The organism is Bifidobacterium sp. UTCIF-38, from assembly GCF_006454495.1.
Classification (GTDB): domain Bacteria; phylum Actinomycetota; class Actinomycetes; order Actinomycetales; family Bifidobacteriaceae; genus Bifidobacterium; species Bifidobacterium callitrichos.
The window spans coordinates 85724-108506 of record NZ_JFAL01000008.1; the positions used below are offsets into that span (position 1 = coordinate 85724).

17 protein-coding genes are annotated in these 22783 nt (G+C 67.0%); 9 read left to right on the forward strand and 8 right to left on the reverse strand.

Annotated features, from left to right (window positions below):
• Positions 1 to 19: 19 nt before the first annotated feature.
• Positions 20 to 1948 (reverse strand): FAD-binding protein, encoded by a 1929-nt coding sequence (locus BW11_RS04310; protein ID WP_140444790.1) that lies wholly within the window; start codon positions 1946 to 1948, stop codon positions 20 to 22.
• A gap of 75 nt (positions 1949 to 2023) precedes the next feature.
• Here BW11_RS04310 and BW11_RS04315 point away from each other — a divergent pair, with 75 nt between their 5' ends.
• A complete protein-coding gene (locus BW11_RS04315) occupies positions 2024 to 2407 on the forward strand; it encodes an MGMT family protein (RefSeq protein ID WP_107043503.1) in 384 nt (127 codons plus the stop codon).
• 7 nt (positions 2408 to 2414) lie between these two features.
• On the opposite strand, the gene BW11_RS04320 is transcribed toward BW11_RS04315, so the two are convergent.
• From BW11_RS04320 to BW11_RS04330, 3 genes are read right to left on the reverse strand one after another with little or no spacing between them, the layout of a single operon-like run.
• The gene (locus BW11_RS04320) at positions 2415 to 3638 is read right to left on the reverse strand and encodes a DNA-processing protein DprA (protein WP_375137629.1); all 1224 of its coding nucleotides are present in this window, start codon (positions 3636 to 3638) and stop codon (positions 2415 to 2417) included.
• Complete coding sequence (locus BW11_RS04325) at positions 3635 to 5182, reverse strand: YifB family Mg chelatase-like AAA ATPase (RefSeq protein WP_140444791.1); 1548 nt, start codon at positions 5180 to 5182, stop codon at positions 3635 to 3637. The genes BW11_RS04320 and BW11_RS04325 overlap by 4 nt, the downstream gene beginning before the upstream one ends.
• Positions 5182 to 5610, reverse strand: a complete 429-nt coding sequence (locus BW11_RS04330) for a YraN family protein (RefSeq protein ID WP_375137632.1) — start codon at positions 5608 to 5610, stop codon at positions 5182 to 5184. Before BW11_RS04330 ends, BW11_RS04325 begins: the two co-directional genes overlap by 1 nt.
• Positions 5611 to 5910: 300 nt before the next feature.
• Between BW11_RS04330 and BW11_RS04335 the strand changes: the two genes are divergently transcribed.
• The 3 genes from BW11_RS04335 to BW11_RS04345 all read left to right on the forward strand — a co-directional run bounded on the left by BW11_RS04335 (position 5911) and on the right by BW11_RS04345 (position 8916).
• Positions 5911 to 6660, forward strand: a complete 750-nt coding sequence (locus tag BW11_RS04335) for a DNA-binding response regulator (protein WP_140444792.1) — start codon at positions 5911 to 5913, stop codon at positions 6658 to 6660.
• Entirely contained in the window at positions 6657 to 8057 is a 1401-nt protein-coding gene (locus BW11_RS04340; protein WP_140444793.1) for a hypothetical protein, read from the forward strand. The genes BW11_RS04335 and BW11_RS04340 overlap by 4 nt, the downstream gene beginning before the upstream one ends.
• Positions 8058 to 8139: 82 nt before the next feature.
• Complete coding sequence (locus BW11_RS04345; protein ID WP_140444794.1) at positions 8140 to 8916, forward strand: hypothetical protein; 777 nt, start codon at positions 8140 to 8142, stop codon at positions 8914 to 8916.
• Between the two features lie 53 nt (positions 8917 to 8969).
• On the opposite strand, the gene BW11_RS04350 is transcribed toward BW11_RS04345, so the two are convergent.
• Positions 8970 to 9842, reverse strand: coding sequence for a PfkB family carbohydrate kinase (locus BW11_RS04350; protein WP_140444795.1), 873 nt, complete (start codon positions 9840 to 9842; stop codon positions 8970 to 8972).
• A gap of 357 nt (positions 9843 to 10199) precedes the next feature.
• On the opposite strand from BW11_RS04350, the gene BW11_RS04355 reads away from it, so the two are divergent.
• The 3 genes from BW11_RS04355 (at position 10200) to BW11_RS04365 (ending at position 15721) form a co-directional block, all read left to right on the forward strand.
• Positions 10200 to 11516, forward strand: coding sequence for an O-acetylhomoserine aminocarboxypropyltransferase/cysteine synthase family protein (locus BW11_RS04355; RefSeq protein WP_043166599.1), 1317 nt, complete (start codon positions 10200 to 10202; stop codon positions 11514 to 11516).
• Between the two features lie 368 nt (positions 11517 to 11884).
• A complete protein-coding gene (locus BW11_RS04360; protein ID WP_140444796.1) occupies positions 11885 to 12940 on the forward strand; it encodes an ABC transporter ATP-binding protein in 1056 nt (351 codons plus the stop codon).
• Positions 12941 to 12985: 45 nt separating this feature from the next.
• A complete protein-coding gene (locus BW11_RS04365) occupies positions 12986 to 15721 on the forward strand; it encodes an ABC transporter permease (RefSeq protein WP_140444797.1) in 2736 nt (911 codons plus the stop codon).
• A 711-nt stretch (positions 15722 to 16432) separates the two neighbouring features.
• Here BW11_RS04365 and BW11_RS04370 read toward each other — a convergent pair.
• The 3 genes from BW11_RS04370 to BW11_RS04380 form a co-directional block, all read right to left on the reverse strand.
• Complete coding sequence (locus BW11_RS04370; RefSeq protein ID WP_140476345.1) at positions 16433 to 16642, reverse strand: hypothetical protein; 210 nt, start codon at positions 16640 to 16642, stop codon at positions 16433 to 16435.
• A 106-nt stretch (positions 16643 to 16748) separates the two neighbouring features.
• Complete coding sequence (locus BW11_RS04375) at positions 16749 to 17573, reverse strand: response regulator transcription factor (protein WP_140444799.1); 825 nt, start codon at positions 17571 to 17573, stop codon at positions 16749 to 16751.
• Positions 17574 to 17689: 116 nt separating this feature from the next.
• On the reverse strand, positions 17690 to 20179 hold the full coding sequence (locus tag BW11_RS04380) for a histidine kinase (protein WP_181162489.1): 2490 nt from the start codon (positions 20177 to 20179) through the stop codon (positions 17690 to 17692).
• Between the two features lie 148 nt (positions 20180 to 20327).
• Between BW11_RS04380 and BW11_RS04385 the strand changes: the two genes are divergently transcribed.
• Together BW11_RS04385 and proC are read left to right on the forward strand one after the other, a co-directional pair.
• Complete coding sequence (locus BW11_RS04385; RefSeq protein WP_140444801.1) at positions 20328 to 21839, forward strand: alpha/beta fold hydrolase; 1512 nt, start codon at positions 20328 to 20330, stop codon at positions 21837 to 21839.
• Positions 21840 to 21881: 42 nt separating this feature from the next.
• A complete protein-coding gene (proC, locus tag BW11_RS04390; protein ID WP_140444802.1) occupies positions 21882 to 22745 on the forward strand; it encodes a pyrroline-5-carboxylate reductase in 864 nt (287 codons plus the stop codon).
• Positions 22746 to 22783 lie beyond the last annotated feature (38 nt).

The window sequence follows — 22783 nt, forward strand, 5'->3', positions numbered from 1 at the left end:
GCCACGTGCCGACACGCGGTCAGTATTCGCGGCGCTTCGGCGGGATGTCGACGATATGCACCGGCTGCCAGAGCAGCTCGTACCCCGGAGCGTCGGCCCCGTGCGAGGAGCCCCTCACGGGGGTCGAACGGATCATGGAATGCGCGAGGAAGCGTTCGTCGTCGCGTTCGGGGAAGTCGAGGCGCCTGAGGGATCCGCGCGATTCGCGGCGGCCCGCGCTGGCCGAGAGCATGGCTCCCGCCAGCGCGGTCAGGTGGCGCACCTCCCAGATGGCGGTGATCTCCTGGTTGAACGCCGCCGTGGCGTCATGCGCATGCAGGGCGTCCGCCTCGGAAGCGACACGGGAGTCCAGTTCCTCCAGGGCGGCTTCGATGGACTGCGCGCTGCATCGGACCGCCAGAGCGCGTTCCATGAGCGATCCGAGCCGGGCCATGAGCCGATACGGGTTGTCGTCCGCCGGGTCGTGGGGCGCGGACGCGTCGAGCAGAGAGGCCAGCTCCTGCCTGCGGTGGTCCGCGCTGCGGTCCACCGCCTCGGACAGCATCCCGTCCAGCGCCAGCGCCTCGGGGTCATCCGCCGCCGTCGGATCGCCGGCCGGCTCGTGTGCGATCCGCTCGGCCATCGCCTCTCCCGCGCGCGTGCCGAACAGGCATGCGTCGAGTAGCGAATTGCCTCCCAGACGGTTGGCGCCATGCACCGAGACGCAGGAGCATTCGCCTGCCGCGAACAGTCCGGCGACCTTCGTGCGCGTTGCCTCGCCGTCGGTCCCATCCGTCGACCAGCGGTACACCTCGCCCCGTGTCGTCACGGGGATGCCGCCCATCGTGTAGTGCGCGGTCGGCTTGACCGGCACGTAGTCCCTGACGGGATCGATGTGCGCGTACTGCTCGATCGTCTCGACGACCTGCGGCAGCACGGCGTGCATGCGATCCGGGTCGATGCCCGTCATATCGAGCCACACGCAGTCCCTCGGCCCGTCCGGATCCTTCGGATCGGCGACGCCGCGGCCCGCGTCGATCTCCGCCATGATGGAACGTGACACCACGTCGCGGGCCGCCAGATCGGCGTGCCCCGGAGCGTAGCGCTCCATGAACGCCTCGCCGTCGGCGTTCCTGAGCACGCCGCCCTCGGCGCGCGCCGCCTCGGACAGCAGAATGCCCGTATGGGCCAGTCCGGTGGGATGGAACTGCACGAACTCGACGTCCTCCAGCTGCAGCCCCGCGTCCAGCGCCAGCGCCATGCCGTCGCCGGTCAGATCCCACGAGTTCGACGTGGTGTGGAACAGTCGGCCCGCGCCTCCCGTGGCGATGAGTACGTTGCGCGCATGCACGGCCTTGACGGCGCCCGCATGCGTGTCGAACGCGACCACGCCTGCCGCATGCCCCCCGTCCTCGGCGAGCACCAGATCGGTCACATACCATTCCTCGGCGAACGCGACGCCCTCGGCCACGCACTGCTGCCACAGCGTGTGCAGGATCTGATGGCCGATGCGGTCGGCCGCATACGCCGCGCGCCTGACCGGCTCGCCGCCGAACTCGCGCGTATGCCCGCCGAAGCGACGCTGCGCGATACGCCCCTCGTCGGTGCGGGAGAACGCCACCCCCTGACGTTCCAGGTTGATCACGGTCTGCGGAGCGTATTCGGCCAGCAGCCGCGCCGCATCCTGGTCGACGAGCCAGTCGCCGCCCTTGACCGTGTCGTAGTAGTGCCAGTGCCAGTCATCGGATTCGACGTTGCCCAGCGACGCCGCGATGCCGCCTTCGGCCGAACCGGTGTGCGAACGCAGCGGCTGCAGCTTCGAGACCACCAGGATCCTCGGCTCCACGCCCTGCCGTCTCATTCGCGCGACCGCCGGGGAGCGCAGCAGCCCCAGCGCCGCCGACAGGCCGGCGGCGCCCGCGCCCACGATCACCGCATCATACATTTCTTCCAACTGCTTCGGACTCATACCCCTCATTGTCACATAAGGGCGGACCGACCGCGAACGCCCGCGCACCGATAGGTGCGCAGTAGACTGGAACCCATGCAGACGCACGACGGCGACCATGACACCCGCACTTCCACGTTTGGCGAACCGACGTTCAGCGAACGCGTCTACCGGGTCGTGCGGCGCATCCCCCGAGGCAGGGTCGCCACCTACGGGCAGGTCGCCGCGCTCGCCGGTTCCCCCCGCGCCGCCCGGTTCGTCGGGTTCGCGCTGCACGCCAATCCCGAACCGGGGGTGATCCCGTGCCATCGGGTCGTGTTCCGTGACGGGTCGCTCGCACCGGGGTTTGCGTTCGGCGGTCCCGACCGTCAGCGGGCCCTGCTCGAGGCGGAGGGCGTCGTCTTCACGCCGGGGGACGGGGAGCCGGCCGGCGCGGACGGTTGGCGTGTGGATCTCGACCGCTGCCAATGGCGGGCGTAGCGGCGGTTCAGTCCTTGTCGCGTGTGTCCGCGGCCGTGCCGTGCGGCGGATGCGGCGGGTGGACGAGATCGGTGATCTCCTCGGCGCTCGTCAGCAGGATCGCCTTCGCGTCGGCGATGAGCTGGTTGCATCCGGCGTTGTGCGGCGTGGTGATGGGGCCGGGGACGGCGATCACCAGACGGTTCAGATCGCACCCCCATCCCGCCGTGTTGAGCGCTCCGGAGCGCAGTCGCGCCTGAGCGACCACCACCTGCGCGCCCAACGCGGCGATGATCCTGTTGCGCAGCAGGAACCGGCGTCCCTCGGGGATGGTCCCCGGACACAGTTCGCTGACCAGCGCGCCTCCCCGTTGCGTGATCGTGTCGAACAGGCGCATGTTCGACAGGGGGCCGATGTGGTTGAGCCCGCCGGCGAACACCGCCACCGTGCGTCCGGTTCGTTTCGGATCCCCCACCCCCGAGGCGCTCAGCGCGCCCCAGTGCGCGGCCGCATCGGCTCCCATCGCGCCTCCGGAGACGATCAGATGCCCGTCCGAGGCGGCGCGGAAGGCGATCTCCCTGGCCACCTCGCGTCCGTAGTCGGTGACGCCCCGCGAACCGACGACCGCCAGCGGCTGCTCGCAGCTGGTCAAAGCGGTCGCGTCCCCGATGCCCCACAGGCACAGGGGAGCCGCCCAGTCCCTGCGCGTGGACAGGTCCTGCAGCTGCATCGGCCAGTAGGGGGTGTGCGGGGCGATGATCCACTGGCGCCCGTCCATCGTGAACCATTCGGTCAGGGTCCTCCAGTCGGATGAGGGCAGCGCTTCGAGACGCGCACGCCATCCGGCGAGCGCACGGTGGAACGCGTCCATGCCCCGCGCGTTCACCCTGCGTCCCCAACGGGCCAGCCCCAGTGCGAACAGCTGGTCCAGACGGCTGTCCGAGGCGTTCGCCTGCGTGGAGCCGGTACGGGAGGCGAGGATGAGATCCAGTGCGACGCTGGGCGCTCCGGCGCCCTTGATGAGCGCGTACATCAGCGCGTCGGCGCCGTCCAGACAGAACGTGAGCGTGGCCCGGGCGAGCGTCTCCACGTCGGGCGGCGGCGGGGTCGGGCCCGGCGTCGGACGCGCATCGTCGGATCGCGTCGCCGTGATCCCATCCGTGATCGCATCGTTCGCATCGTTCGTGCCGTCCGCCGTCTCGTCAATGTCGCGGACGCCGTCCGCGGGAATCATGGTGTCGACGCCGCTCATAGCCGTGTCCTCAACGCGATGCCCTGACTGGTCTCCTCGCGTCCCGGCGACGGGATGCCCTTGAGATCGGCGAGCGTCCAGGCCAGACGCATCGCCCGGTCCGCGCCTCGCAGACTGAGCCGCTGGGATTCCAGCGCCCGGTTGATCGGGTCCAGCGCGTAGCGGGACATGTGGTCGCGCATCCACCGGCCCGACGCCTGCGCGTTGCAGACCCACCCGTACTGCTCGTAGCGTTCCGCGGCCCTGGAGCGCGCCTCGATCACACGTGCGCGGATCTCCGCGCTGGTCTCGCGCGGCTCGTCCACCTCCTCGTCGAGGATGATGCGCGACACGGGCGGCACCTCCACCTGGATGTCCACACGGTCGAGGATCGGCCCGGACAGGCGGGCGAAGTAGCGTCGCCGCTCCTGCGGCGTGCACGTGCAACGCTCCCCGGTGCCGTAGCTCATCCCGCACGGGCACGCGTTGGCGGCCATCACCAGCTGGAACGCCGCCGGATAGTACGTCGTGCCCTTGGCACGCGAAAGCGCCACGTACCCGGATTCGAGCGGCTCGCGCAGCGTCTGCAACGCGCGCGACGAGAACTCCGGCGCCTCGTCCATGAACAGCACGCCCCGGTGCGCACGGGTGATCGCACCGGGGGTCGCGAGCCCCGAACCGCCTCCCGCCAGCGCGGCGGTGGACGACGTGTGATGCGGCGCCTCGAACGGCGGCACGTCGCAGATGCCGTAGGCGGGCAACGTGCCGCACAGGGAGCGGATCGAAGCGACCTCCAGCTGTTCGGGCACGCCCAACGGGCACATGATCGACGGCATCCGGGAGGCGAGCATCGTCTTGCCGGAGCCGGGAGGCCCCACCATGATGACGTGATGGCCTCCGGCGGCCGCCACCTCCAGCGCCCATTTCGCGTAGGGCTGGCCGACCACGTCGCACATGTCCCCGGACGGGGGAGGCGTGAACGCGCCGGGCTCGGCCCCCGCTCCCTCGCACTCGCCCGCGGGACGTTCGACGTCAGGCAGACTGTAGCGGGCCCTGCCCCCCATCAGCTCGACGAGCTCGCCCACATGACGCACGCAGGTGACCTCGACGCCCGAGATCAGATCCACCTCGTCCATGTTGCCGGCCGGCAGGATCGCCCGTCTGATGCCGCGCTCGCGGGCGTGCAGGAGAATCGGCAGCACGCCGTTGATCGGCAGCACGGTGCCGTCGAGGTTCACCTCGCCCATCGTGATCGTCTCGATCAGACAGTCGTGGGGGATCGCGCCGGCTGCGCTCAGCACGCTCGCCGCGATGGCCAGATCGTGCGAGGAGCCGCGTTTCGGCATGGACGCGGGCGACATGTTCACCGTCACCCGGGTTTCGGGCCACCGGAATCCGGTCGCCTGGCAGGCGGACTTCACCCGCTCGCGCGCCTCGGACAGCGAGGCGTCGGGCAGTCCGATGATCGAGAAGTAGGGAAGCCCGGGACTGACGAACGCCTGAATGGACACGGTGAAGGCCTTCAGGCCGATCAGCCCGACGGAGAGCGCATTGCCGATCACCATCAGAACGCCCCCTTGATGAGATGGACGTCCGGCCGCCCGTCGCGCACCATGACGGTGAACACGTCGAAACGCACCCCGGTGTGCGCGATCCGATGGGCGGGGTCGACGAGCCACTGCACGCCCGCGCGACGCAGGTTCGCCTGCTTCGCGGCCGTCACCGCCTCCTGAGGCAGGCCATGACGCATGGTGCGCCGGGTCTTCACCTCGATGAACGCGAGACGGCGTTCGGGGCAGACGGCGACGATGTCGATCTCGCCGTAGCGGGAACGCCAGTTGCGATCCAGCACTCTCCAGCCGCGCGAGACGAGCCAGGCGGCCGCATACCGTTCGCCGAGCTCGCCGAGCTCGCGCGAGGAGAGCAGCGGATCATCGAACAGGGAGCCGATCTCGGCGAGCTCGTCGACCGCATCGGAGGCGTCGTTGCACATGCCGGACATGAGGGGCTCCGGCGGGCCCATAAGCATGGTGGTATCCATGGGAACCGACTATGCGCCCCCGGCATGCTCCGGGCAACGCTTGCGGGGATTGTGGACCGAAACCCATACGCCGGGCGTGTTGTGGACGGGATGTGGACGACGGGAAGGTTATCCACCGTCCCCGTCATCCACCCGTCATCCACCCGTCATCCTTGGGACTACAACACCGTTCGACGCGGCGACCCCAGCGGTGCTACGGTGAAGATACGAGGCCGCACGTGACGTTGCGCGCGGCGAGGGGAGAGCCAAGCCATGACGGGCGACACGAACACCGCAGCCGCATACAGCGACGCCACAAGTGCTAAGGACACCAAGAACACCGCGACCGCGGCCGCAATCCGCCCGATCGTCACCATCGGACTGCTCGACAACGACCGGTTCGCGCTCGCCTTCCTCGAACGGTCCCTGGCCGAGCTCATGCCCGAGGCACGCATCCTGTGGTCGACCACATCCGGACGCGCGGCCGTGCGCATGTGCACGACGCCGGACACCATGCCGAACGTGCTGCTGACCGACATGTCGATGGACGAGCTGTCCGGCCCGGCCGTGATCCGCGCCATCAGGATCAGGACCGCCCGGGTCGCGATCCTCGCCGTCACCTCGTTCTCCCTGGCCGTGTACGCCTCCAAGGCCGCCGAATCCGGCGCGCAGGGCATCGTCCCCAAATCCGTCGAGGCACCCATCATCGACGCCGTGCGCGCGCTCGCCGCCGGAGACACATGGAACCGGACGAACGACGACGTGTCCTTCCGGACCGCGGCCGACGCGCACGCGCTCCTCTCCGGCGGGCATGCGCCCCGCCAGTTCCTGCTCTCCGACCGGGAGGCCGAGGCGATGAACCTGTGCTCGCGCGGCCTGACCAGCGAACAGGTCGCCGCGGACATGCACGTGGGCGTCTCCACCGCCAAGACCTACCTCGCGCGCGCCATCCGCAAGCTCGGCGCCTCCTCGCGCGGACAGGCCGTCGCCCTGTGGACTGGAGCGTCGGAAGGGGAGCGATGAGCCTCAAGAACTCGACCATCGCGGCAACACGCATCCTTAAGACGCTGCACGCCAGGGCGTTCCGCATCCTCATCGCCCTGTTCGTGCTCGCCGCCACCCTGATCGAATGGGCCGCGATCCCGCCCATCTACCCGCTCACCCGGCTCCTGTGCACCATCGCGGTCATTGCCGTCATCCTCTCGCCGTTCCTGCCCCGCACCGCAAGCTGGCTCATCATCGCGGGCGTCATCGCCCGCCTGTTCGTCCTCGACCTGTCCGGACCGAACCCGCTGTGGGCCGCCTACCTCGCCCTCGCCCTCATCGGCTACGACAGCTCCATCCCCGTCGCGATCGGCGCACTGACGGCCATCTCGCTCGCCGAATGCGTGCCGGTCGCGCTCAACCGTTTCAACGCCCTGTCCGCAACATGGGTGGGCATGGTCAACTACGTAGGCATGTTCGTGTTCGCCACCATGATCGGCATGGCCCTGCGCTGGCGGCGCCAACGCGACGAAAGCCGCGAACGGGCCATGGACCTCGAACGCCGCCAATGGCGGCTCGACACGCTCCAGTGCAACACGCGCCTCGCCTCGCGCATCCACGACTCGGCCTCCGGCGGACTGTCCTACATCGCCCTGACCGCCCAACGCCAGCTGCGGCGCATCCCCGACGACGACACGCACGCCGGCGAGCGCGCCGACTGGCGGTTCGTCGACGAACAGGCACGCCACGTCCTCGACGAGATCCACCACGTCATCGACCTGCTCGAACGCTCCGAAGACGCCACGCGGCGCACACCTGCGACGGACGCCGGAACGGACGACGACCGGACGGGCGCCGAAACGGACGCGACGCCGGACGAATCCCCACGGCCGGACGGCGACGTGATCGGCGACGCCGTCCGCGAAGCTCGCCGACGACTGGACCATCTCGGCTTCACCGGAACCATGGAACTGCGCGGCGTCCCGGATCACGCGACGGCGGACATCCCACCGTCCGTGCGTCCGGACCGACGGCACGCGACGGACGAACCGGCCGCGCAGGCCGCGAACCTCATCGGCGAGATCGCCTCGAACATCATCCGCCACCTCGATCCGGCCGCGGGCGCCTACCACGCCGTCGTCACACTGGGAGAGCACGCCATCGAGATCATGGAAACCAACCCGCTGACCGCCACGCCCAAACCGGCAGGCGTCGCGCCGCACGGCAGCGGGCTCGAACTGCACCGGCGCATCATCACCCGACTCGGCGGCGAACTCAACACCAGCGCCGAGGGCGGCGACTGGATCATCTACGCGCGCATCCCACTGGACGGGGGCGACGAGCACCCCGTCACCACACCGCACACGCCATCCGATCGACGTCGTCCCGCGGACGACGGGACCGCTGGCACCGCATGCGGCGACGACATACCGTAGAAGCACACGGAAACAACGAACACGGGCTCCACGAGACGCGCCCGCACAGGCGCGACGAAACCCGCACGGCAAGGAGGCCGCCATGAACACGAGCACGACAACGACAACCACCCGACACCCGCTCCACGGATGGCGCCGACGCATCACGGTCATCGGCGCGGCGCTGGCCATATGCGCCGCGCTCGCCGGCTGCGCCGCCGGTGGAACGTCGACGGGCGCCGCAGCCGGAAAGGACACGTCCGCAGACGGCGGCACGCCGACGTTCACCGGACCATACGCCGACGAATTCAAGCGGGAATACGACAAGGCGCCCACCGATCTGGCGCGGGGCATCCTCAGGGACGGCAGGATCACCGACGCCGAGATTCAGGAGGTCTACGACGACTACAACACCTGTCTCGAACCCTACGGGCTGCAGGCCACGTACTCCGCGGACGAGGGCGAGACCGTCGCGCAGTACCGCGGATCCCTCTCCGACGACGAGCAGCTCGACATCATGAAGCAATGCCACGCGAAGACTGATGCCGGCATCATCTCCAGCCTGTACGTCAGCATGCGGAACAACCCCGAACGACTCGACGTCGAGGCCATGTACCGGGCCACCTACCGGTGCCTCGTCAAGCACGATCTGCTGCCCGCGCCGATCAGCGAGGACGACTACATCAGCACGATGACCGCCGTCGGCGCCAAGGGCGACAACGCCGGCTTCGAGGCCAATATCAAACGCGAGATGGAGTTCTTCAGCGCCTACTACCAGACCGACTTCGACGGCAACCCCAACCCCAATTTCAAATACGGGCAGAACACCGACAAGGGGCGCCTGTTCTACGAGTGTACGAGCGACCCGCTGCACCAGTGACTGCCGAGCGAGCCGTGCGCCGTCGGACTCGGCTCGGCCGCTCCGCCACCGGTTCAGCCGACCAGAGAGGTCAGGTCGGCCAGATCGAGTTCGAAGCTTACGCCGCGATCCTCGTAGTGCGGCTGGTTGCGGGTGTGCGCCATCGCGTGACGGACGAACTCGCCGGCGATGCGCGCCGATTCGGCGAGCCCGCGGCCGGCCATCAGCGCGCCGCACAGGGCCGAGGCGAACGCGTCGCCCGTGCCGTGGATCATGTACGGCAGCCTTTCGTGGGCGATCTCCCGCCTCGCGCCGACGCCGGCCGAGGCGGACGCAACGTAGTTGCGGATCATCCCGTCGCCGCGGTCGATGCCCTTCAACACCACGTTCCTGGCGCCGAGGGAGAGCAGCGCCTCCAGCAGGTCGTCGACCGCCGCATCGTCCAGATCACGGCCCGGATAGTCCCGGCCCGTGAGGATCGCCGCCTCGGTCAGATTCGGCATGAGCACGTCCGCACCGTCGGCGAGCGCGCCCATCGCCTCGCACAGCCGCGTCGTGTACGTGGGGTACATCTCGCCGCCGTCGCCCATCACCGGGTCGACCAGGCGCAGCGCGTCCGGATACTCGTCGTACAGGCGGCGGATGATCGCCACCTGATCGGGGGAGCCGAGGAACCCGGAGTACACGGCGTCGAGCTCGACGTCCTCGGCCCTCCACGCGTCGAGATAGCCGGAGAGCATGTCGGTCGTGTCGTGGAACGTGAACACCCGGTATCTCGTGTGCGCGGAGAACAGGGCGGTGGGCACCGGGCACACGTCGCATCCGGCGGCGGACAGGATCGGGATCGCCGCGGTCAGCGAGCACTTGCCGTAGCCGCACATGTCGTGCACGGCGGCCACGCGCGGAATGTAGTCGGGGTCACGCTCGTATAGGGTCATATCGCTCATCGGCGAATCCTCCAGTCTCAAGTCTCACGGTGTTCCGCAGTGTTCTGCGATGGCCGGGCGTCGTGCGCGCCGGCCCGTGTATCGCGCACGACTGTAGTCGGCGTGAACGCGAACATCCGATGGTGTCCGATCGGCGTGTCGCGCCCGTCGCGGGCGGTTTCCGGCCGGTTCGCACATGTCCGGATCCCAATGATTCCAACGTGTTTGAAGGGGCTATAGGCAACCCCGATAGCGTTCGGCTTGCGCCGTACGGCACCCGGGTCGTACCTTCATAACCAACACCTCGCCAACCGCCGAACACGGCAGGCGGGTGGCAAGGAAACCAGCACTTCGACCAACCCGAGAATGGAGCACATCATGGCCGAGAAGAACAAGAACTACCGTTTCGAAACCCTGCAGCTGCACGTCGGACAGGAGCAGGCCGACCCGGCCACCGACTCCCGCGCGGTGCCGATCTACGCGACCACCTCCTACGTCTTCCACAACTTCGACCACGCCGAGGCGCGCTTCGGTCTGGCGGATCCGGGCAACATCTACGGCCGTCTGACCAACTCCACCCAGGGCGTGTTCGAGGACCGCATCGCGGCCCTCGAGGGTGGCACCGCGGGCATTGCGGTCGCCTCCGGCGCCGCGGCCGTCGAGTACGCGGTGCGTAACATCACCCAGTCCGGCGACCACATCGTCTCCTCCAAGAACATCTACGGCGGCACCTTCAACCTGCTCAAGCACACGCTGCCGCGCGACGGCATCACCACCACCTTCGTCGACCCGGAGGTCCCGCAGAACTTCGAGGACGCCATCCAGGAGAACACCAAGCTCGTCTACTTCGAGACCTTCGGCAACCCGAACGCCGACCTGCCGGACTTCGAGGCCATCTCCGCGATCGCCCACAAGCATCATCTGCCGGTGATCGTGGACAACACGTTCGCCACCCCGTACCTGTTCCGTCCGCTTGAGCACGGCGCCGACGTCGTCGTCGAATCCGCCACGAAGTTCATCGGCGGCCATGGCACCACGCTGGGCGGCGTCGTCGTCGAGGGCGGCAACTTCAACTGGGCCGAGGTGCCGGGCAAGTTCCCGACCCTCACCGAGCCGGATCCGTCCTACCACGGCCTCAACTTCTACGAGGCGCTCGGCGGTGCCGCGTTCGTGACCCGCATCCGCGCGATCCTGCTGCGCGACACCGGCGCCACCCTGAGCCCGTTCGCCGCGTTCCTGCTGCTGCAGGGCACCGAGACCCTGTCCCTGCGCGTCGAGCGCCACGTCGAGAACGCGCTCAAGGTCGTCGAGTACCTGCAGACCGTGCCCGAGGTCGAGTCCGTCTCCCACCCGTCCATCGAGGGCCGTCGCGACCACGCGCTGTACGAGAAGTACTTCCCGAACGGCGCCGGCTCCATCTTCACCTTCGACATCAAGGGCGGTAAGGACGCGGCCCGCGTCTTCATCGACAACCTGCACCTGTTCAGCCTGCTGGCCAACGTCGCCGATGTGAAGTCTCTGGTCATCCACCCGGCCTCCACCACGCACTCCCAGGAGACCCTGGAGGAGCTCGAGGACCAGGGCATCCACCAGGGCACCATCCGCCTGTCCATCGGCACCGAGAACATCGAGGACATCCTCGACGACCTCAAGGGCGGCTTCGAGGCCGTCCGCGCCTCCGGTCTGGCCAAGTGAGCCCGGCGGACAGGATCCGATAGATAGGATCCCGTCGTACCGGTGGAAGGGGCGTCGCCCGCGTTTCGAGGGCGGGCGGCGGTACCGGACGATGGGAGGGGGAAGGCTCCCCAGGCCTGCCTGATCAAGCGGCGGCCGACACCGAACGTCATGCGGTGTCGGCCGCCGCTTCGCGTCGTGCGCCCGCAGGCCGCGTAGGCGGATGCACGACGGCGGGAGGGACACGCTCATCCGAAAGGATGAGACCAGTATGTGCGGCCTTCCGTAATTCAACCCTGCGCACGATGGGGTGCGCCAGGCGATGCGCATAGCGTGGAATCCAGGAGCGGACGGACCACGTCCGCGGCAAACATGTATGGAGCAACGCCATGAGCATCATGAACGAAACCAACACAGTCAGCGCAGCCTCCCGGCCCGATCCCGCCATCCAGGCGATCGACCTCGTCAAGGACTACGGCGAGGGGGAGAGCGTCGTGCACGCGTTGCGCGACGTCAACGTGACCTTCGAACGCGGCAGGTTCACCGCGATCATGGGACCGTCCGGATCCGGCAAGTCCACGCTGATGCACACGCTCGCCGGCCTCGACTCGGCCACATCGGGACGCATCATGTTCGAGGGACGCGACCTGACCCGTCTCAACGACAGGCAGCTGACCCTGCTGCGCCGCAACCGGATCGGATTCATCTTCCAGAGCTTCAACCTGCTGCCGATGTTCACCGCCGAACAGAACATCCTCATGCCGTTGACGCTCGCCGGAGCCAGACCGGACCGACGCTGGTTCGCGACCCTCGTCACCACGCTCGGCCTCGAACGCCGCCTCGACCACCGGCCGACCGAACTGTCCGGCGGCCAGCAGCAGCGCGTCGCCATCGCCCGCGCGCTGATCACCAAGCCGAAGCTCGTGTTCGCCGACGAGCCGACCGGCAACCTCGACTCCGTGTCCAGCGCCGAGGTGCTCGGCTTCCTGCGCCGGTCGGTCGACGAACTCGGACAGACGATCATCATGGTCACGCACGACGCGGTCGCCGCCTCCTACGCGGATCGGGCCATCGTGTTCGCCGACGGGCGGATCGTGGCCGACGAGCCGCATCCCACCGCCGAACGCATGAACCGGCTGCTCATGGCCGAACGCGAGAGGGCCACGCGCGCCGCCGTCACCGGCACGTCCGCGGACCGGCTCGCGCGTCTGGCCGGCACGCGCAACACGACCGCACTGCCGGTCACCGATGATGTGCTGCCGCCGACGCCGCCGGCGTCGACCGCGGCCATTGCGTCCGTCCCGGACTCGTCCGCGCTGCCGGGAGGCACGGCGGCGAACGGTTGGATGAGCGGGAACGAGGATGCCGTAGACCGTACCGGGCGCACGGGTCGCGGGACGCGAGGCCGTCGCCGCTCCTCGTCCGGCGCACGCCATGCACGCTGAGCGTTGATCCGTCAAGACACGTCGATCCGATCCGAAAGGCCCATCATGCTTTCACTGACCATCAGACTCATGAGGAAGAGCGCGCGGATGCTCATCCCCGCGGGCATCGCCATCCTCATCGGCACCGCGTTCATCGCCTCCACGTTCCTGTTCTCCAACGCGATGACCGCATCCCTGACCAGACAGACCACCGCCCAGTTCGGCGGCGCCGACTATATGATCGCGCCCAAGCCGCTCGACGAACTCGACAACAAGGCGCTCGAATACGCGTACACGCGCTCTGTCGGCGACTTCCACATCGATAGGATGCGCGCCACCGAGGGAGTGGACGGCGTGCGCGTCGACGCGTCCGCCACCGTGACCGTCACCAACGGCGACCGGAACGTGAACGTGCAGGCCATCGCCGCATCGGACGGCGCGAAAATGCTGCCGGTCAAGGTCACGCACGGCGACCAGCCGGCCGACAACCACGAAATCGCCCTGCCACAGTCGGCGGCTAACCAGCTCGGCGTGAAGGTCGGCGACACCGTGACGATCGACTCGCAGGCGGCACACGCCATGCGACAGGCCGCGGCACTGTCCGCCGGCACGCGGGCGGACAGTGCCGCAACGGCGGACGCCGCGACCCCGACGCCGACGGACGTGCCCCGATCCGCATCGGCCGGCGACGCCGTGCGCGTGGTGGGAATCACCACGGACCCGGATGGCGCCTACCCGCTCTACGGCGGCGCCGCCGTGCTCTCCGACGCGGACCTGGCCGTGATGGCCGGTGTCGACGACTTCAGTTCGATGAGCGTGCTCAACATCTACCTCGACGTCGCCGACACGTCATCCGACGCCGCGAAGGCCACGATCGCGCGCGTCGAGAAGCTCCTGCCCAGGCATTACACGATCCAGTCGCGCGCCGACGCGGCCGACGCGTCGGTCAGGAGCATGAGCGGCGGCGGCACCGACATCACCACCACGTTCCTGCTGAGCTTCGGCGTGCTCGCGATGCTCGTCGCCGCGCTCGTCATCGCCAACACGTTCCAGGTGCTCGTCGCCCAACGCCGACGCACCCTCGCCCTGCTGCGCACCATCGGCGCACGCAAGGGACAGCTGTACGCCTCCGTCCTGCTCGAAGCCGGCATACTCGGACTCATCGCCTCGGCGCTGGGCGTACTGCTCGGCATCGGCCTGATGGCCGGGGTCGGAGCCTCGGGCCTGATGAGCAAGGCCGGCCTGGAGAGGGGCGTGATCCTCAGCTGGCAGGTGTTCGTCGTCCCGATCCTCTTCGGCGTCATAATGACCATCATCGCCTCGCTCGGCTCCGCACGCTCCGCCACGGCCGTCACCCCGTTGGAGGCGCTGCGTCCGATCGAACTGACCACCACCCGCCGCGCCGGCATCCTACGCGCCGTACTGTCCACGCTGATGCTCATCGCCGGACTGGCCGGCTGCTGGTTCGGCGCATGGCAGATACGCGAGCTCAACGCCGGACACGACTCGCTGGCGAAGGACAACTACGGTCCGGTGCTGCTGGTCGCGATCACGGGATGCGCGTTCGTGTTCCTCGCGCTCGTCCTGTCCGCCACGTTCTGGCTGCCCGTGCTCATGCGCGGCACCGGCGCGCTCGTCTCGCTGACCGGTCCGAGCGCGAGGATCGCGCACGCCAACATCCAGAAGAACCCGCGCCGCGTCGCCGCCACCGGCGTGGCGCTGCTCATCGGCGTCACCCTCGTCTCCACCATCGCCACCGGCGCCGCCAGCGGCAAGCAGACCATGGCCGAGGCGATCTCCACCCGGTACAGCGTCGACATGATCGCCACCGGAAGCGACATGACCGACGCGCAGATCGAGAAGGCCTCCACCGTCAAGGGCGTGACCGCCTCCCTCACGGCGCCCACCGCCGCGGCGAGCGCGAAGACCGCCGACGGCAAGGACCTCACCATCCTGCTCGTCGGCGTGAAGGACACCGCATCCCTCACCAAGGTGATGCACGCCGACCTCAAGGGCGTGGAACTCGGCACGGACGACGTGCTGCTGCCCGCCTACTCGGCCACGGACGGCAGGAAACTCACCTTCCCGGCGAACAGGGGAACCACGTTCACGATCGCCTCCGCCGACGGCTCCACGACTCCGATCACGCTCACACCGAAACAGGCCGACTACCGCAGGGTCAGCTCCGACTACGGGGCCGTCGCGTTCATCGACGCCGACCGGTTCGGCAACGGAGGAATCCAGGCCAGCGGACGCATGCTCATGCTGGCCGTCGACGACCGGAACGACACGCCGCTGATCACCGTCCTCACCGACGTGCAGGCCGCGTTCTCCGCCAACCCCGGCATCACCGTCACCGGCCCCGTCGCCGAACGCGCCATGTGGGAGACCATCATCGACGTACTCATGTCCATGCTCGTCGGACTCATCGCCGTGGCCGTGCTCATCGCACTCGTCGGCGTGGCGAACACCCTATCGCTCTCCGTCATCGAACGCACCCGCGAATCCGCGACGTTACGCGCCATCGGCATGACCCGCGGCCAGCTCAAACGTTCGCTCGCCGTCGAATCACTCCTGCTCTCCCTCGTCTCCGGCATCGTCGGCGTGATACTCGGCACCGGATTCGGCTGGCTCGGATCATACATGGTGTTCAGCCTCTACGGGAAGGTCGCCCTACCCTTCGAATGGACGATGAACGGCACCGTGCTCGCCGTGGCCGCCCTGGCCGCGCTCATCGCCAGCATCGCACCCGCACGCCGGGCCGTCAGAACCCCACCGGTCGAGGCGCTCGCCGAAGCCTAGACCAGCCGTCGATCGCGAGTCGATCCGCGGCAATGGATTTACGGGAGCCTTCATGAAATACGATGAAGGCTCCCATTTTTGTTCCTCTCTGCGCCGATATCGGCTCTCGGGTGTGGCGTGGGTCCGTGGTCCGAGCCGCATGCGGACGGTGAACTGCCGTACCCGCCCGTCCCGCGGGATTCAGCGCGAAAACCGCAAGGAATCGCGTTGAGTTCCACGGATTTACGGGACTCAACGCAATTGCGCGAGGATTCGTCGTTGAGTCCCGCGCCTGAACCTCCACCCTTGCGACTGTCCTGCGACCATCCGTCGATCGCATGTCGGAAACCGTTGGAATTCCAACGTTTCCATACAGTGCTGACAGGGCGCTCCCGATCCACCACAGGTATCATCGGGTGCTGTCAAGGGATTCAGTGCGAAAAAACCGAAGAATCGCACTGAATCCCGCTGGTCCGTGGGACTCAGTGACGGGATCGGCCAAAGACGCGCTGAATCCCACGGGACGACGATACGGAACACCTCTTTTCGTTGACCTCACCCTTGTATGCGTACGCCTACATGGAATTGACCGCTTTGCGTACATCTTCGCAACATGGGCGGGCATTTTTCTCGTCCCAACTGTTCGAACATCCGGTTGAACAATGCCGTGTTCGCGATGCAGGATCGCACATCCGTCTGATGTTATATGCGCTGTTGTGCCTTAGCGTGGAGTCACGCAATCGAACAAGCCGAACCGCGAATACCATTGGAGATGTCCCATAGGAGAATAAGGAGAACTCCGAGCTGTTCGACCATGTACGCGTTATGCGGACGCACCTTGGTGAGGCGGTCGTCCCTGCCTATGGGGTGGGTCGCGCCGTCGATCAGGTTGACGGGTATGGTCCGATCGGCCATCGCGCTTTTGAAGATGAGTCGGAGCATCTTGTGCCCGTTCTGCTTACTGCCGATTGACCCGGGGAGCAGTCGGGGAAGGCCATACGGTCGATGACCTTCCCCGTATGAGCGTGGGCGTGAAGTCGGTGAGACATCACACCAGCCTGTTGTCATAGGCGAAAACGACAGCCTGCACGCGATCGCGCGCATGGATCTTCGACAGGATATGCGCCACATGCGTCTTCACCGTCGGCAGACTGATGAACAGCTTATCGGCGATCTCCTGATTGCTCAGACCATGCGCGATCTCGACCAGCACCTCGCGCTCGCGATCGGTCAGCAACTCCAGCTCCGGATCCGTATACGACACCGGATCAGACGGGTCGACCATACGACCGCCGGCAAGCGGAGCGTTCGCCGGAGCCGGCGATCCCGCGGAGAAACCGGAACGGACCGACGCCGACACCGCCGTCCGCCGCGCCGCGCTCGCCGACCCCTCCATGGGGGCGCCGAGGGGGAGCGTCCCGTTCTGCGCGTAACCGTCCCGCATCATCTTCTCGATGAGTCGTTTCGTGGCGGAGGGGGCGATGATCGCATTACCCTGGAACACGGTGCGGACCGAGGCGAGCAGCGTCTCCGGCTCCGTGTCCTTGAGCAGGAAGCCGGAGGCGCCGGCGTCGATCGCCGCCATCACGTACTCGTCCAGATCGAACGTGGTGAGAATGATCACGCGCGGCCCATGAGCGTCGATATCGACGATCCTGCGCGTCGCCTCGATGCCATCCATGTCTGGCATGCGCACATCCATCAGCACGACATCCGGATGGAGACGCTCGGCCAGTTCGACGGCATGCCCGCCATCCCCGGCCTGCCCGACCACGTCCATATCCGGCTGGGAGCCGATGACCATGGCGAATCCGGCCCTCACCAGCTCCTGATCGTCGGCGATGACCACTCGAATCCTGTTGCTCTGACTCATACCGTCCACCCTACCCGGTGACGGTGCGCACGCATGGAGCCGATACCCTGATTCTTCCCTGAATCATTCCCGCATCCCGACCGTTCCCGCCACATGACAACGAGTGGTGATGATGATCAGCCGGCCGAACGACTCCTCATCTGTTCGTCCAACGGCGCCGCGGGGGACAACGGCGCGGCATGACTGTCCTGCCGTCGGGATACGGACGTCCCATCGCTGAACCCGGTCTCACGCAGCACCGTCAGCAGACGACGCATATGCGCCAACGCCTCCCTGCCCTGCGCGCCGATGCCCGCGAACGATCCGGCGATCCGTTCCGCGGACGGCTGCGGCGACTCGTCCAGCATGACCAGCCCCTCGTCCGCCTTGGCGATCACCGCATCCAACGTGGACGCAACCTCCGAACGCATCGCCGCGCCGATACGCTCACGCTCCATGTTCGCGGCCAATACCCGCTGACGCTCCTCCTCGGCCCGCAGCGCCTCCTCACGCTGACGCAGCACCAGCATGTCCGACCCGCTCGAACGCCGCCATGCGGCCATCGCCATCGAAGCAAGACACAACAGCATCATCAGCATGCCGATCGGCAGCGACCCTGTCAGCAGAACCCACGACGAATTCGCATCGGGCAGACCGGAGCGAACCAGCCCCACAAGCGGTCCGATACCCTCCCGACCGGCCATCATCCGCACGCCGAACAGCCACGAATCCACGGCGGTCGCGACCAACACCCAACGCCAGGCACCATCACGACCATAGAGCACCGCCGCATGGACGGACGACAACGCGAACACGCCGACCACGGGAATCGACGTCAGCCACAGCAACGCCAACGCGCACAGCACCGCCATGGCCAGCGCGCTCCGCTCGGGGAACCGACGACGCAACGCGAACGGCGTAAGCATGACCGCCGTCAACACCACCGCAACCGCACGCCCCACCGGTTGCGCAACGGACGAGACATCGGCGAGCCCCGACTCGTCAAACATCGCCGGATAAAGCAGCCACGTCAGAATCGCCGCGGACAACACATCCATGAACAGATAATGCCTACCCGTCCACCACGCCAGATAGCCGATCCAATTCGAACGGGACACGCCGCCATCCGGAACCTCGTCGGCATCGGAACTCGCGATCGATCGACCCGCACGCCACGACCGCCACCGGACGGACAAACCGGACAAGACGGACGCCACCCATCCGAACGAACCCGACAGAGAGACAACGGAACCGACCGATCCAACGGGCAACGACGATTCATCCGAACGCACAGACGACTCCCCATGCGACGCGGCAACAGACGACAACGGGATACGAGCCGAAACCGTGAACCCGCCCGAATCCGCCGGGCCGGATTCCACATCGCCGCCCACCGCGACGACACGTTCACGCATGCCCAACAGGCCATAACCGGCACGATGCCCATCCAAAGCCGCCCTCGCACCAAGACCATCATCATGAATCACAATACGAAACTCATCCGGACCCCACGTCTCAACGATCGTCACCCGAGCACCCGGGCCGGCATGCTTGCGCACATTCGACAACGACTCCTGCACCAGACGAAACACGGCCACATCCGCATCAGGAGAGAACCGATCGGGACGGACATCACCCTCCACACGGCGATCAACCGGCGGCACGCCATCACACAGAACCCCAATACGCGCATACCCCTCATCCGCAGGACCACCGAACACCTCGAACAGACGATGCATATCCCGCTGGGCAATCAACGCCTCATGACGGATCGTCGACATCGTACGCTTCGCCACAGCGATGTCACGGGCACCCGCATACCGGCCACCATCCGACTGGACGATGATCGTCGACAGGGTGTGGGCGACCACGTCGTGCATGTCCCGGGCGATGCGTGCACGCTCGGCCAACGCCGCGATACGACGCTCCTCGTCCTCGCGCGCAGCGATCGATTCGTTGCGCTCTCGCATGGCGCGCAGGGTCGCCAGACGCGACCGGCGCCAGAAGGCCATGATGATCGCACTGACGAGACACACCGACACGGCGATCATCAGCAGACCCGCGTCGGCTCCGATGTCTTCGACACAACCACCGGAGTCGCCGCCGAACACGCCGCTGGTCGACGACCGACACGACGGCGGCCAAACGGGCGTCAGATCCAGCCCCAGGACGTCCGTGAGCGTCGCGCCACCGAACAACGGACCGAGATTGAACGCCAACGACCAGACGACGGACGCCACCGCGCCCATGATGAACGCGGTGACGATGAAACGCGGCGCATGACCGGGTGAACCGTGCACCAGCACCGAATACAGCATCAGCAGTGCATAGAAATCGCTATAGGAGGTCGCCGGTCCCAACACAAGATGGGCCGCGCACAACGCGACAAACAGCCACGCGGCCGCCTCCGGCCGCCAGCGTCGCATCGCCAGAGGAATCACGGTGAGAGACGCCCATAGATACAGGGCATCGGCGTCGGTGGCGAACAGCAGGCCGGGCGCGGTCGACGTGTCCGTACTGCCGGACAAAGGGAAACACAACCCGGTCAACAGCGCCGCCAGCAGAATATCCACCGCCAGCACATGCCCGCGTTTCCATTCGGCGAGCCGCTCCATCCATCCGTTCATGACATCCAAGGCTAGTGCGTGCGGCGTCCGTCGCCCATCATGCCATGGGATGAGATGCCCGCGAACCATGAAGAGACGGGTAGAGTTGACCTGTACGCGAACGCACGCGCCTGACCCAGGCGCGGTCGGCCGAACGAAGGGAAGACGCATGACGCTGCTCAACGAATACTATGTTCCGGGACTGCACATCGAAGACCGCTCCATCGACGTGCCGCTCGACTGGACAGGACACGAGCCGGGACACGGCTTCGACGGCGAGCCGATCAAACTCTTCTACCGTGTGGTCACCACACCCGAACACGTGCACGACGACCTGCCCCTACTGATCTTCCTGCAGGGAGGCCCCGGCGGCGCCGGCCCCCGACTGCTCAGCCCGCAATCCGACGGATGGATCGAAGAAGCAACAAAACACTTCCGCGTAATCCTGCCCGACCAACGAGGCACCGGACGATCCAACCGCGTCGACACCCACACGATGACACGCATCGCCGCCGCCCACACCGACGACAGCACCAGCGCGACCAGCGCCGCACGCGCACAGGCCGACTACCTCAAACTATTCCTCGCAGACTCGATCGTACGCGACTTCGAACACCTGCGCCGCACCGAATTCGGCGGACGCAAGTGGGTGACGATGGGACAGAGCTACGGCGGCTTCCTCACCCTCACCTACCTGTCACTATTCCCCGAAGGCCTCAACGCCAGCTTCACCACCGGAGGCATCCCGCACGTGCCCGCCGACGCCACCGAAGTGTACGAGCACACGTTCCCACGCATGGCAGGAAAGACCCGACAGTTCTACGAACGCTACCCGCAGGACGCCGCACGCGTCGCCGCGCTCGCCGACACGCTGCCGACCGTCGCGGAGGTGAACGAGTTCGTCGGCACGCTGACCGATACGGTGCTCGGCCAGCTGGGAGGAACCGCCATCGAGCATCGCCTCGGCGTGATCGCCGGCATGGCCGCGCACGGATTCCCGCTACTGCCCAACGGGGATCCGCTCACCGTTGAACGGCTGCAGTGCCTCGGCTCCGATTTCGGCATGAAGCCCAGCTTCGAACGCGTCCACTGGATCCTCGACGACGCCTTCACATCCGGTGACGGTTCGGTGTCCGCCGAGACCGATTCGGGTGATGCGTCGCTGTCCGACCTGAGCGACGAATTCCTCGCCAAGGTCATGAACGCCACCTCGTCGCGTCCGCTGTACTGGCCGTTGCAGGAGTTCATCTACGCCAACGGCGAGCTCGATGAGCCGATCCGTTGGGCGGCGCAGCGGGTGCGCGACCGTCACCCCGAATTCGATGCGGGATGCCGGCCTCTCAACTTCACCGGTGAGGCGATGTTCCCGTGGATGTTCGAACAGGAGGCCGCGCTCCGCCCGTTCAGGGCGGCGATGGACGTGCTCATGGAGGATACGCACTTCGGCGTGATCTACGACGAGGAACGTCTCGCGGACAACGAGGTGCCGCTGCAGGCGGGCGTCTACTTCGACGACATGTACGTCGACTCGGGCATGCAGCTCGACACGCTGAGCCGCATCGGCAACAGCCACTACTGGGTGACCAACGAGTTCGAACACGACGGCCTGCACGGGTCGGTCGTGTTCCGCCACCTGTGGCAGGAGGCGCTGGACCGCGGTGATCTGGAGATGCTGTTCTAGAGGAATACAGGTCATAGGAACACAGGCAGGAAAGGAACCATCATGGACGATACGGATGATCTGACCATCGGATTCATCGGCTACGGCAACATGGCGCAGGCCATCGCGCAGGGACTCGTCGACGCGGGCGTGGTGCGCGGCAGGCAGATCGTCGCCTGCGCCGCCCACTACGACAAGCTGGAGCGCAACGCCGCCAAACTCGGCGTCAGGGCACTGCGCAGCCCGATCGAGGTGGTCTCCGCCTGCGATGTGGTCGTCGTGGCGATCAAGCCCTATCAGATCGAAACGGTGATCGGACCGCTGACGCAGGAGCTTGCCAAGCCCGGAAGGTTCGTCGTGTCGATCGCGGCCGGCTGGGATCTGGAGAGGTATCGCACGCTATTCGACGCCCCCCGGACGCAGCAGTCGCAGACCGCCGCCGGCGCGGACGGCGGGGATGACGGGGATGCGCCCGTCGTGCATATCCAGTGCACGATCCCCAATACCCCGATGGCCGTCGGCAAGGGCGTGCTCGTCACCGAATCCGCGAACACGCTCACCGCCGATCAGACCGCCGTCTTCGAGAGATTGTTCGCGCCGATCAGCCTCATCGAGCGTGTCGATTCCGCGCACATGAACATCGCGATGGTCGTGGCCGGCTGCGCCCCCGCCTTCACCGACATGTACATCGAGGCACTGGGTGATGCCGGCGTCAAGTACGGCCTGCAACGGGATGCCGCATATCGTCTCGCCGCGAAGATGGTCGAGGGCGTCGGCGCTCTGTACATGGCCTCCGGCGCGCATCCGGGAGCCATGAAGGATGCCGTCTGCTCGCCTGGAGGCACCACCATCCGCGGCGTCGGACAGCTCGAGAAGGACGGGTTCCGTGGAGTCGTCATCGACGGCGTCGACACGATCATGGAATGATCTCGTAAGGTGCGGGCGCCGGGACGTCCGAAATCGCT

Excerpts from the sequence above, each read along its gene's own strand:
- BW11_RS04350 (WP_140444795.1), bottom strand. The coding sequence starts at position 9,842 with ATGAGCGATATGACCCTATACGAGCGTGACCCCGACTACATTCCGCGC.
- BW11_RS04385 (WP_140444801.1), top strand. The coding sequence starts at position 20,328 with ATGACGCTGCTCAACGAATACTATGTTCCGGGACTGCACATCGAAGAC.
- BW11_RS04320 (WP_375137629.1), bottom strand. The coding sequence starts at position 3,638 with ATGAGCGGCGTCGACACCATGATTCCCGCGGACGGCGTCCGCGACATT.
- BW11_RS04330 (WP_375137632.1), bottom strand. The coding sequence starts at position 5,610 with ATGTGCAACGACGCCTCCGATGCGGTCGACGAGCTCGCCGAGATCGGC.
- proC (WP_140444802.1), top strand. The coding sequence starts at position 21,882 with ATGGACGATACGGATGATCTGACCATCGGATTCATCGGCTACGGCAAC.
- BW11_RS04325 (WP_140444791.1), bottom strand. The coding sequence starts at position 5,182 with ATGGTGATCGGCAATGCGCTCTCCGTCGGGCTGATCGGCCTGAAGGCC.
- BW11_RS04310 (WP_140444790.1), bottom strand. The coding sequence starts at position 1,948 with ATGAGTCCGAAGCAGTTGGAAGAAATGTATGATGCGGTGATCGTGGGC.
- BW11_RS04345 (WP_140444794.1), top strand. The coding sequence starts at position 8,140 with ATGAACACGAGCACGACAACGACAACCACCCGACACCCGCTCCACGGA.
- BW11_RS04360 (WP_140444796.1), top strand. The coding sequence starts at position 11,885 with ATGAGCATCATGAACGAAACCAACACAGTCAGCGCAGCCTCCCGGCCC.
- BW11_RS04315 (WP_107043503.1), top strand. The coding sequence starts at position 2,024 with ATGCAGACGCACGACGGCGACCATGACACCCGCACTTCCACGTTTGGC.
- BW11_RS04380 (WP_181162489.1), bottom strand. The coding sequence starts at position 20,179 with ATGAACGGATGGATGGAGCGGCTCGCCGAATGGAAACGCGGGCATGTG.
- BW11_RS04355 (WP_043166599.1), top strand. The coding sequence starts at position 10,200 with ATGGCCGAGAAGAACAAGAACTACCGTTTCGAAACCCTGCAGCTGCAC.
- BW11_RS04375 (WP_140444799.1), bottom strand. The coding sequence starts at position 17,573 with ATGAGTCAGAGCAACAGGATTCGAGTGGTCATCGCCGACGATCAGGAG.
- BW11_RS04365 (WP_140444797.1), top strand. The coding sequence starts at position 12,986 with ATGCTTTCACTGACCATCAGACTCATGAGGAAGAGCGCGCGGATGCTC.
- BW11_RS04335 (WP_140444792.1), top strand. The coding sequence starts at position 5,911 with ATGACGGGCGACACGAACACCGCAGCCGCATACAGCGACGCCACAAGT.
- BW11_RS04370 (WP_140476345.1), bottom strand. The coding sequence starts at position 16,642 with ATGCTCCGACTCATCTTCAAAAGCGCGATGGCCGATCGGACCATACCC.
- BW11_RS04340 (WP_140444793.1), top strand. The coding sequence starts at position 6,657 with ATGAGCCTCAAGAACTCGACCATCGCGGCAACACGCATCCTTAAGACG.